This is a genomic window from Clostridium sp. LIBA-8841, from assembly GCF_057782475.1.
In genome coordinates this window covers 1,335,345-1,347,378 of the sequence record NZ_CM173488.1, presented here as the reverse complement: position 1 = coordinate 1,347,378, position 12,034 = coordinate 1,335,345, and the positions used below count along the sequence as shown (strand labels likewise).

At 29.6% G+C, this 12,034-nt stretch carries 11 protein-coding genes; all 11 read right to left on the bottom strand.

Annotated features, from left to right (window positions below; all coding sequences use genetic code 11):
• Nucleotides 1-2: 2 nt before the first annotated feature.
• The 11 genes from AC2A4K_RS05735 to AC2A4K_RS05685 all read right to left on the bottom strand — a co-directional run bounded on the left by AC2A4K_RS05735 (nt 3) and on the right by AC2A4K_RS05685 (nt 11,340).
• Nucleotides 3-1,370: an ethanolamine ammonia-lyase subunit EutB gene (locus AC2A4K_RS05735; protein ID WP_322503925.1), complete on the bottom strand. Its 1,368-nt coding sequence runs from the start codon at nt 1,368-1,370 to the stop codon at nt 3-5.
• 18 nt (nt 1,371-1,388) lie between these two features.
• On the bottom strand, nt 1,389-2,822 hold the full coding sequence (gene eutA / locus AC2A4K_RS05730) for an ethanolamine ammonia-lyase reactivating factor EutA (RefSeq protein WP_322503926.1): 1,434 nt from the start codon (nt 2,820-2,822) through the stop codon (nt 1,389-1,391).
• Nucleotides 2,823-3,104: 282 nt separating this feature from the next.
• A complete protein-coding gene (locus tag AC2A4K_RS05725; RefSeq protein ID WP_322503927.1) occupies nt 3,105-4,532 on the bottom strand; it encodes a sensor histidine kinase in 1,428 nt (475 codons plus the stop codon).
• A gap of 4 nt (nt 4,533-4,536) precedes the next feature.
• The gene (locus AC2A4K_RS05720; RefSeq protein WP_322503928.1) at nt 4,537-5,112 is read right to left on the bottom strand and encodes an ANTAR domain-containing response regulator; all 576 of its coding nucleotides are present in this window, start codon (nt 5,110-5,112) and stop codon (nt 4,537-4,539) included.
• A 17-nt stretch (nt 5,113-5,129) separates the two neighbouring features.
• Nucleotides 5,130-5,564 (bottom strand): EutP/PduV family microcompartment system protein, encoded by a 435-nt coding sequence (locus AC2A4K_RS05715; RefSeq protein WP_322503929.1) that lies wholly within the window; start codon nt 5,562-5,564, stop codon nt 5,130-5,132.
• A 3-nt stretch (nt 5,565-5,567) separates the two neighbouring features.
• Nucleotides 5,568-5,918 (bottom strand): BMC domain-containing protein, encoded by a 351-nt coding sequence (locus AC2A4K_RS05710; protein WP_322503930.1) that lies wholly within the window; start codon nt 5,916-5,918, stop codon nt 5,568-5,570.
• A 353-nt stretch (nt 5,919-6,271) separates the two neighbouring features.
• Complete coding sequence (locus tag AC2A4K_RS05705) at nt 6,272-7,402, bottom strand: 1-propanol dehydrogenase PduQ (RefSeq protein ID WP_322503931.1); 1,131 nt, start codon at nt 7,400-7,402, stop codon at nt 6,272-6,274.
• Between the two features lie 250 nt (nt 7,403-7,652).
• Nucleotides 7,653-8,279, bottom strand: coding sequence for a DedA family protein (locus AC2A4K_RS05700; RefSeq protein ID WP_322503932.1), 627 nt, complete (start codon nt 8,277-8,279; stop codon nt 7,653-7,655).
• A gap of 138 nt (nt 8,280-8,417) precedes the next feature.
• Nucleotides 8,418-9,905, bottom strand: a complete 1,488-nt coding sequence (locus AC2A4K_RS05695; RefSeq protein ID WP_322503933.1) for a phytoene desaturase family protein — start codon at nt 9,903-9,905, stop codon at nt 8,418-8,420.
• Nucleotides 9,906-10,197: 292 nt separating this feature from the next.
• The gene (locus AC2A4K_RS05690; RefSeq protein WP_322503934.1) at nt 10,198-10,617 is read right to left on the bottom strand and encodes a DUF5412 family protein; all 420 of its coding nucleotides are present in this window, start codon (nt 10,615-10,617) and stop codon (nt 10,198-10,200) included.
• A 63-nt stretch (nt 10,618-10,680) separates the two neighbouring features.
• Entirely contained in the window at nt 10,681-11,340 is a 660-nt protein-coding gene (locus tag AC2A4K_RS05685) for an NUDIX hydrolase (RefSeq protein WP_322503935.1), read from the bottom strand.
• Nucleotides 11,341-12,034: the final 694 nt, after the last annotated feature.

Genomic DNA, 12,034 nt, shown 5'->3' with positions numbered 1-12,034 from the left:
TCCTATCTTAAAAGTACAGATGCATCTCCAGCTTTTTTAGTAAGCTTTCCATCTTTATCTACAAATCCCATTTCTACTAACCATTCTTGGAATTCCTTAATAGCTGTTAATCCAAACATTTCTCTTAAGGCAGCTGTTTCATGGTATCCTGTAGTTTGGTAGTTAAGCATTACATCATCTCCATGTGGAATTCCCATGAAGTAAGTACATCCTGCTGCTGTTAATAATACAGCTAAGTTTTCTATATCATTTTGGTCTGCTTTCATGTGGTTTGTATAGCATGCATCACATCCCATTGGTATTCCTGTTAATTTACCCATGAAGTGGTCTTCTAAACCTGCTCTTATAACTTGTTTTGAATCATATAAGTACTCTGGTCCTATAAATCCAACAACTGTGTTAACTAAGAATGGTTGGAATCTCTTAGCGAATCCATAACATCTAGCCTCCATAGTTACTTGGTCAACTCCATGATGAGCATCTGATGAAAGCTCTGAACCTTGTCCAGTTTCAAAGTACATTACATTTGGACCTGTAGCTGTTCCTTGTTTTAAAGCTAATTGTCTAGCTTCTTCTATAGTTGCTGCATTAAATCCAAAAGCTTCGTTCCCTTTTTCAGAACCTGCTATTGACTGGAATATTAAGTCTGTTGGAGCTCCTTGTCTTATAGCTTCCATTTGAGTTGTTACGTGAGCTAGTACACAAGTTTGAGTTGGAATTTTAAACTTTTGCTTAATTTCCTCAAATCTCTTTAATACCTTAGTAACACTCTCAACTGAGTCATCAACTGGGTTTAATCCTAAAACTGCATCTCCAACTCCATAAGTTAATCCTTCTAATAATGAAGCCATGATTCCATCTGGATCATCTGTTGGATGGTTTGGTTGAAGTCTTGCTGATAAAGTTCCTTTTTCACCGATTGTTGTATTACAGTGAGCTGTTACAGTTATCTTTTTTGCCCCATATATTAAGTCCATGTTAGACATTAATTTTGCTACAGCTGCTACCATTTCAGAAGTTAAACCTCTTGAAACTCTTCTTATATCAGAACCTGTTGTATTTTCATCAAGTATCCATTCTCTGAAGTCAGATACTGTCCAGTGTTTTATCTCATCGTAAATTTTTTCGTTTACATCATCTTGAATTATTCTTGTTACCTCATCTATTTCATAAGGAACTGCTGGATTATTTCTTAAATCCTCTAAAGTTATATTTGATAATACAACCTTTGCTGCTACTCTCTCCTCTGAAGATTCAGCCGCTAATCCAGCTAATCTGTCTCCTGATTTCTCTTCATTTGCCTTAGCCATAACCTCATTTAAAGATTTGAAAGCATAGACTTTTCCAAATAATTTTGTTTTTAAAATCATTTCTTATCCTCCTTCCAATTAGTTAAAAACTAGTGTTTTTATAACAACAGGTAATACTCTTCCCTCTGCAATTGGTGCTCCAAGATCTATGTAATCACCATTTTCAACCTTAATACCATCAATACAGATAATTTCTTTTTCGAAATTAAGTAAGGAATATATTGCTTGTCCTAAAACCTTAGCCATGTCATTTTCTACAACTACTATGAGTTCTCCATCTTTCTTAATTAAATCCTTCATTCCATTTACAAGACCTTTTGCATACTCTTGTATTTCTTTAAAGGATGGGTTCTTTTTACCATTAATAGCTATAGCTATCTTTTGAAAGTCATTTTCTAATCTGAACCACTCTATTTTCTTTTTAAGAGCTTTTTCTAATTCTTCTGCTCCTTGACTTTCATCTTCTAGACTAAGCTTTAATATAGGTAAGTTTTTTATTGGGAAGCTATCATCTGTGTAAGTAATTGTACTTCCACTTATTTCTGTTGTATGAGAACCTGCTCCTACAACAGTTGCTCTTATGGTTTCAATGGATTTTATTACTTTAAGCTTCTTACATAAATCTGAGTTTTTAATAGCTTGTCCTAATATTATTCCAATATCGCCATATTTAAAGTAGTCTTGGATTTCTCCATCATAATATATATAATCTGCAACTCCTCCTGAGAAGGATATGCATTTTATCTCTGTTTCCAAGGCTATACTCTTGTTTGTTACTATGTAATCAAAGTATTCATCCTTAGGTCTTAAACCAACACTTTCTTCTAGCCAAGCAACCATCATATCAATTATTGGTTTAAGGTTTTCTAATGTGGCTCTAGTTCCTATTTCTAGTCCTAGATTTTTTTCTTTTATAATCTTTTCTATCTTAGGTGAAATATAAGTTATCTCTCTTGTACTTGGATTAATCTTTATAAGTCTTCCTCCTACATCAAGACATCCTGTTTCCTTCACCTCACCTCTTAAGAAAAGTGCAAGGTTACTTGTTCCTCCTCCAATGTCCATATTTACAACACTGGTTGAATGTTCCTTAGAATAAATATGTGCTCCAGCACCCTTTCCAGCTATAATACTTTCTAGGTCTGGTCCAGCTGTTGCCACAACGAAGTCTCCAGCGAATCCACTTAATGTATGTAATACATCGTTTGCATTTTCCTTTCTTGCTGTCTCTCCAGTTATGATTACTGCACCTGTTTGAATATCATCTTTATTTATTCCAGCCTTTTTATATTCTTCTTCAATGATTTCCTTTATTCTCTGTCCATCTATTTCAGTATTTGAAATAAGTGGCGTAAAATAAACTTCGCTTCTATAGATAATCTCCTTATCTACAATGCTTATTCTTGGAACGGTAAAAGCTGATGCTTCATTTTCAACTATTAACTTAGAAAATATAAGCTGAGTTGTACTTGTGCCTATGTCTATTCCAACACTTAAAAGTTCTTCTCTCACCCTTTCACCTCCTTAATGCTTTTCAAAAATTTTATAAGTTGTTGTTTTTTATGCCAACTCATAACACTCTAACTAAACTCTTTAGCTTAGATAAGTGTTTATTTTTTAGTTAGTCCTTAAAGTTCTAGCTAAAAAATAAACCCTCTCTTAAGCTAAAATTTTATTTTAAAGAACTAAAAAGGCTTAAAGTTACAGAAATAAACTAGATTAAAAATCTAAGTTTCCTTTTCTATAACCTTAAGCCTCTTTGCTCAATTCAAACCACTACCTCGCAGTTCATAGTTATTTACATTCTTTATTCTCTTCAATTTTAAAATTTAATATTACCCTAGTTCCTTGTTTACTAGAAGTTATATCCATAGTTCCTTTTAGTTGATCTTTCATATAACTATTAACTATGAATAATCCTAAGTTATTATTATTAACTAACCCTAAATCAAAACCACATCCATCATCTACAACAGCTATAGTCTTATCTTCTCCATGACTTTGAATAAGAATTTGAATTATTCCCTCTTCCTTATTACCAAATGCATGATCATAACAATTTTGTATAAGCTCATTCATTATTAGAAGCAAGCCAGTTAATTTTTCTCCACCTATATAAAAATTGTTTCCTGTTATATAGATGTTTATATTGGTTCCATACCAACTTTTCTTTATATTTTCTATTAGTACCTCAAAGGCATCTCTAACCTTAATATTACTTCCTTGTGACTTAGATAATAAATCATGAGTTGTGGCAATAGCAAGTATTCTGTTTACACTCTCTTCTAAATACTCTTTAGCTTCCTCACTTTTACAGCGTCTACTTTGACTTCTGAGTAATGCAGCTGCTGTTTGTAAACTATTTTTAACTCTGTGATGAGCTTCTTTTAAAGCTACTGACTTTAAAACTAATTCAGCCTCTTTATTTTTAACCTCACTTATGTCCTTTATTATATCTATCACTCTTAAGTTTTCTTTATTTGTAAATGTTCTACTTAATTCAAAATAAGAATTTTCAACTTGGATTTCTCTAACCTGTTTAAAACCCTCTTTTTTATTAAAAATTCTAGAAATGTCTTCAAATTTAGCTCCATCTAGGGATAATTTATCAAAATCATCTCCATAGTCTATGCTCTCATAGCCTAAACAATTATAGATGTTATCAGCCCTAATATTTTTTATAACAAGCTTTCCTTTTTTATCAAAAACAAGAATCCCATCATGAAGGTTATTTGTTATTAAAGTACCTTCTTTTAAAAGTTTTAAGAACCCTTTTGATTCTGATTTTTCATTTGCAGAACTTATGTCTATCTTGAAAGTAATTTCAAGCTCATTACTAATGTCTTTTTCTACTATTACAACTCCTACAACCTTTTCTTTATGAAGAATTGGATGTATTCTCTGTTTTACAAACTTATTTTCTTGATTTAGTGCCTTTATATCCTTATTAACTGTTCCAGTTTCTAAAGTTTCTAAAACACCAGGCTCATTTTCCTTTAAAGCTTTTTTTCCAACTACTTTTTCTCTATATAAGGAAGGTTTGTCCTCCGGAATAGCATGTTCTACTACAATAGCAAAGTTTTTATCTTTATCTAAAACATCTATAAATACATCACTTTCATAAAAATCAGCCATAAGTTGTAAAGACTTAGAAACTTCTCTTATCTTATTTATTTCTTCCTGGCTTAAAAGTGTGTACTCTCTACACAGTGTTCCAATCATTTGATTATTCCTCATATCCAACAATGATAATTTTTGCTATTTCAGCCATGGTAGTTCTTCTATCCATACTTAACTTTCTTATTCTATTATAAGCTTCATCCTCAGTTGAATTTAATTGCTTAACAAGTATTCCTTTTGCCTTCTCAATTAATTTTCTATCATTTAATTTGTTATTTATTTTATTAAAATCTCTTTTTAGTTCATCAAATTCTTCTGCCTTTGATAAGCACATTTCTATAGTAGGAATAAATACTTTTTCATTTACAGGCTTAATTATATATCCAAAGGCTCCTACTTCCTTAGCCATTTCAATATACTTTTTATCTTCAAATGCTGTTAATAATATTATGCCCCCAACTAATTTTTCTCTAGTTAATACCTTACTAGCTTTTATTCCATCTAATAAAGGCATATCTATATCCATTAAAACTAAGCTAGGATTACATTTTTTACAAACTTCAATTGCTTCAAAACCATCAGAAGCCTCTCCTACAACATCGTATCCATTAGCCTCTAAAATTTCCCTCGTATCCATTCTTGTAATAGGCTCATCATCGACTATTACTATAGTTCTTTTCATTAACAGTTCACCTCAAATTAAAATTTGTTTAAGTAATTAAATAACTCTTCTATTCCCACACCATCTACTGTATCAACTTTAAATATTTTACTTACTCCAGCTAATTTTAATCTTTCTTCTGCTATGTCTATTTCTTCTTTATTCTTAGCTAGATTTATCTTTGTGATAATACCTATTACATCTTTGCAAAATATACTTGCAAAACCTGGAGCAATGTAATTTTCTTCTGAAGTACAATCATAAACTAAGGCTATAATATCAGCATCTGTTGCTGTAACTATTAAAGCATTGTAGTACCCTCTGTTCTCCATGTACTCTCCAGGAGTATCTATGGCATTATCGTAAAGTTCTATGGATTGAGTTTTCTTATATTTTATCTCTAAATTGTTTAAGGCTTGGCACAAAGTTGTTTTTCCACTTCCTGTCTTACCCATAAATATTACTCTACTCATATCTTAAGTCCTCGTAATCTTAGTTGATGAGAAATTTAGAATGTTACTTAAAACATCTAAAACTTCATTTAAGGCTGACTCAACAGAACTTATATCACCAGTTACTATTAGGGATCCACTAAATCTATCAATAAAACCTAATGAAACTCCTGAAGCCTTTGTAGCAACATCTGCTGCTATTATAGATGCTTCACTTGGCGTTATAGTTAATATTCCTATAGCATCTTTCTTTGCTACTATAAGCCCTAACTTTTTATATATATCCTCATTAGGGTTTGCTATTATATGAGCAAGTGTAACTTGTTTCCCTGGTACATATTCTTGTATAATTCTCTGTTTTGACTCTTCTCCCATATGTTTCTCACCTTACTTTCACACGTTAAATTATTGACTAGTTAAATCCTTTTCATAACTCTTTAATAAAAAAGCCCCTTAAAGTTTCATTCCTATTTTTGAGTAAATGAAATCCCTTAAGAAGCTACATCGCTCTAAAACTTAATCACACCTTTGTGATAATCTTATTATAAATTTTAATCAATTCATTGTCAATATATTCATATATTTTTCATATTATTTTGTCATATTAACAAATTTACTGTCTTTTTCTTGGGCCTTTTCTAAAATAGTGACTTATGAAAACCATTTAAATAAAAGCTCCCTAAAAAACTAAATACCATAATCTTTTAAGGAGCTTTAAAAACAACTATTTATTTAATTTTGTTTAAAATTAATATTATATCCTCTTCATCTGGCACTCTTGGATTAGCCTCTGTACAAGCATCCTTTAATGCTAACTGAGCAACTTCTCGCTCTAATTTATTAACCTCTTCAATATCAACTTTACACTCTCTTAAAGTTGTAGGCATATTCATAAGTTTTTGCATCTTTTTAATTTCATTTATAAGATTTTTAACTAAACTTCTAGTATTTGATCCTTGTAAGCCAACTATTTTAGCTATTCTAGCATATTTTTTAGCAGCCTCATTAAAATCCTTTGTGTTATATCCTGTTATGTCTGCATTATATTCTATTACATGAGGTAATAATATTGAGTTAGTTCTTCCATGAGGCACATGGAATTTTCCTCCTAAAACATGGGCAATACCATGATTCACTCCTAAAGAAGCCTCATTAAATGCTAAGCCAGCTAAACAAGAAGCATTGTGCATCTTCTCTCTAGCTTCTATATCGTTTCCATCTTCATAAGCTTTTAGTAAATAGTTAAATACTAAAGTAGCAGCCTTCTCTGCCAAGGCATCTGAAAAGTCTGTTGCATTCTTAGAAACATAGGCTTCTAAAGCATGAGTAAGTACATCTATCCCTGTGTCAGCAGTTATGAAATTTGGAACTGTTTTAACAAGTTCTGGATCTAAAATTGCTATGTCTGGTAATAATTCATCTGAAACTAAAGGATATTTAATTCCTTTTTCCTTGTCTGTTATTACGGAGAATGAAGTAACCTCTGAGCCTGTACCACTAGTTGTTGGTATAGCTATAAACTTAATTTCATTTAATTCAACTATTTTCTTTGAGAAATCTATTATTGCTTTAGTTGCGTCTATGGCAGAACCTCCCCCTAAGGCAATAACCACATCTGGATTAAAAGCCTTAATCATTTCAATTCCACTTACAACTAGTTCAATTGGTGGATCTGGCACTATTTCACTAAATACACCAACCTCTGATGATGTTAAGTTATTAGTTAATTTTTCTATAGTCCCTGACTTCACCATAAAAGGATCTGTAACTATAAAAACTTTTTTGTTTTTAAGTTCTTTTAAATAATCTAAGGCTCCTTCTCCAAAAAGTATTTCTGTCTTAATCTTAAACCTATTCATTATTAGCTCCCCTCTTCTTATTAATTATGGGCAAGAGATTTTTATAAAGTAATATAGTTAGAATAAGTTTGATTTTCAAGAAATTAAGCTAGTTCTGAAGTACTAGCTAAAAATCAACAAATTCTTAAAATATATACTTATAAAAAAATAAGAAGCTCCATAGGGATTCCCTATGGAGCTTCTTTGCTCTCTAAACACCACATTGTGTTATTTTTAATATACTCTTTTAAAAAAAGCTTGTCAATAAAACTTAATTTTCTTTCTTTAGCTTCTTATCCTTTAAAGCTCTATAAATATAATATCCTCCAATAGCTAAGACTACAATACTAATTAAGGCTATTGAATAATGTTTTAAAGCTTTTTCTATAAAATCTTTGTTATCATAAGCAAAATATCCTAATGAAAGATAAAAAACATTCATAATTGTTATTCCTATGGCTGAAAGTACAATAAACATCCCCTTATTAACCTTTTCTGCCCCAGCAAAAAGAGATATGTATGTTCTTGTAAAAGGTAAAACCCTAGCTAAAAAAACAGTTATTCTTCCATATCTAGAAAATAGTCTATTTATCTTTTTAAATATAAATTTACTCTTTTTATGCTTTCTTTCAACAAAAGCAATAACTCTTTGCCCTGCATATTTTCCTACTGAATAACTTATTAAGGCACCAATAACTCCTCCAACTATAGATATTGGTAAAGCATACATAATGTTATATTTGCCACTTGCCACATTAGCCCCAACTGCAGGAAGCACGACTTCACTTGGAAATGGTAAACAGGCATACTCAAGTATATTTAATATAAATATTCCAACATACCCACAAGTACTTGCCAAATAAACTATAAAGCTAATAAAACTAGCAAAAAAATTCATAAACTATTTTCCTTTCTGTTTTTCTATAAATTTACTCTTTACTTATAGAAATAATTAAATGATAATAAGAAATCTAAACCTATTAAGAGTGATTATTCTTTCATGGATAAAAAAAACCTTAACCCTCAAAAGCTTATTCTAATTATTATCCTCTTTTAATATTCTTTGAGCTTCAGTAATTCCACCTGAAATAGCTCCTTCATATCCACCACCTGGGTTTACCCAAGCACCTACTAAGCTTAAGTTTTTTATAGAGGTTGTACTTTTAAGTCTATGTCTTCCTGCTTGCTTTACACTTTGAGCATATCCATAAACAGCTCCTTTAGGATTTCCTGTATATCTTTCCATAGTTCTAGGTGTTCCAAGCTCCTTAACCACAATATGCTCTTTAATCCCTTTATAATATTTTTCAACCCTCTCTATTATTTTCTCTATTACTTCTTCCTTTTGCTTCTTATATTCTATTCTATCCTTAGACCAATTATCATAATTATCTATATATGTTACAGTAAGAACTCCCTTATTATCCTCATTCAAGTTCTTGTCCATTCCATTGTAATTAGTAAGTAAAAAGCTGGCCTTCTCATAACTTCCTTCTAAAGATAGTAAGTAATTTTCTTCATGAGAACCATCACCTAAAATAAACACTTCATCATCTGGTATATTTAATTCTCTAGGATTACAATCTAATCCTAAATAAAGTTGAGATAAAGTACATCCTATCTTCTCATCAAAAATCTTCTTAACCTCTTTTTCCTCTAAGGCACCCTCTGGTAAAAGTTTATATGTACTTATAGGATTAACATTTGATACTATTCTTTTAGCTGTAAATATTTCTCCATTTTTAAGAGATATGCCCTTTACTTCTCCATTCTTATATATTATTCTTTCAACTTCACTTCTTAGCTTCACATCTCCCCCATACTCCTTTATAACTTCAACAAAGCTATCTGAAAGAACTTGAGCTCCTCCATGAACATAGTATTTTCCATACTTGTGGTAGGAAATCCAAGGAATAAAGAAGTATAATGCACTTAATTCTTTAGGTGGAAGTCCATAATACATCCAAAGTGCAGTAAATACCTTTATAAACTCCTCATTTGAAACATATTTCTTAATAACTTCATAAGTTGTCTTTTCTGACCAATTAATAAATAAGAAAACCTCTTTATTTATTTTTGATAAGAACTTAGCATCCTTATCTAGGATAAACTTATTAAATCCTTTTTCAAAGCTCTCAATAGCATTAAAAAGTTTTCTTATTCCATTTTCCTCAAGAGGAAATTTACTTATTAAAAGCTTTAAGTATTTTTCCTTATTATTAGGAATACATAGGTTCTCTCCATTATACTTTATATAATAAGCCTCTTCATTTCTTAAAGGCTTTACTTTATCATTTATTTTACATGCCTCAAAAATTCTTTTTAAGTTTCCGCCTTGATCTAATCCTCCAAGTCCATGAAGAGAAACATCAAAATTATATGATTTTCTCTTAAAGTTAGTAGCATATCCTCCTGCTAAAAAATGCTTTTCAAATACTCCAACCTTATATCCGCATACGGCTAATCTACTTCCTAGAGTTAATCCTCCTAATCCACTTCCAATAACTATTACGTCATAATCCATATTGGATTAACCTCCTTTCTCTCAAAACCATTTATAAATATTATAATACCAAATTATTCTTTTGAATTTATTACTAAAATCTTTATTATTTTTTGAAAACATTTTCTTGATTTTTTTAAAATAATATATTATAATCAATGTAAAGGTTTTATTGGTGACACCCTCTTTTCTTAATTTGTCATCAGTAAACTAATTATTTTTTCATTTTTAATGCACTTTTGTGTTATTTACGTATTATTGAATGTGATTTAAAAAAGACAAATACTTTGAGTATTTGTCTTTTTTGTATTTTTTATTCTTTTCTCCAATCATATACTTCTTTTTCAACGTTTATATGATGGCCATTTATTGAAACAGCATTACCATTAATCCATTTAATATCCACTGTTTCTATTTTATAATCCCAGTAAATATTTTTAATATTACCACTTAAATTATCTACTAACTCACATCTTGCAGCCCAATCATTTAAAGTTCCTGAGCTACATATATATGAATTTATGGTGTATCTCTTGTCTGGAGAATCATGACTCTCTTGAAAACTACCTACTGGTAATCTATCCATTGATATCTTATTATTTTTAAGACCCTTATAATAATAATTAAAGGTAGAAAACCAAATTGCTCCCAAAGTACCAATGACTATAAAAAATGTAAAAGCAATAATAACTTTATTTACCTTACATCTCTTATTTAAATCTATTTTCTCCACTTAATCTCTCCTTACGTTTTTAATAATCAAATTTTAAAACATTTTACCATTACTCAATAAAATTTAATTCGTAGCTTTTTGATTATTATGAAAATTTCTATATAAATTTAAAAAATTTTCAAGTATTCTAGCTGTCATTCCCCAAATAACATATTTATCATACTTGTAAAATATAACTTTGTACTTTCCTTCCCTAAATTTATAATCCTTTCCCCCGATTATATTATGAAAAGGAAAATCCTCCTTTGGAACATTCAGAATCTTACTATAAGTTACCTCTGGCTCATAGTTTATAAAATATTCTAAAGGAACTATTAATACATCCTCTACCTCCTCCTTATTTATCAAAATACTATTTATTATATCTTCTTTAGTATCTTTTGCAAAACCTAAAAATGGATAAATTAATATATTATTAGGTGAAACGTAAAAATCTAGCTCACTTATAATTTCTAAGTTCTCTTTTCCTAATCCAATTTCCTCAAAACATTCTCTTAAAGCAGCTTCCTTAGGGCTTTCTCCATCTTCCATAGCTCCTCCTGGAAAACATATTTCTCCTGGATTACTATTTAACTTGTTATTTCTTATCTCAAAAATAATATTATATTTCCCATCTATATTTATAAGAGGTATTAAAACGGCACATCTTTTCATGTCTTCCGATCCATTTACTCCAACTTCATATCCCTTAAATACTTCTTTTAATTCCTCAATATTACTCATAATATTTCTCTCACCTCTTGATACTAAATCTACTATTTCAAAATACTTATAATCTCTTTTTAAACCATAATAATTTCATATAAGTAAAGCTTTTTCTCAAATTTAAATCATAATATCTTATAAAATAAAATTTCATAAAAATTAACTTTATTTTTATAACCTTATGTTTCATAGTATTGCTAATTAACTCATATAATTTAATAACATGATATATACTTATATGTTAACCTTAATTAATATATAACATGAAAGTTCTCTGTGAACAAAGATTTAAATTCAAACTATTCTCTATATATTCTAAAGAAACTTTTAAAAACTCTAAAATTCTAAAGAAATTATAAAATACTATTCTTTTTTTATTATAAATTACTCACTTTAAATTTAATTAAAGCTTTCTTTTTAAATCTAACTATTTTTACAAAATAAATATTCCAATAATTAAGGAGGCCTATTCCATGGATTTCACTAAAACTATTGTACTATTAATTATCACTTTACTACTTCTCATCATAGGAAAATTTACCAAAAGTAGATTTATAACAATACTTTCACTAGTACCTTTTTCCTTAATCATATTAAACTTTTTATCATTTTTACATCACAGACTAATGAATTACTAAGCTTATTTTATTAAATACTCATAATAAACTCTTCAATCATCAATAATAATCCATTAAAAGTTTAAAGCCTACAA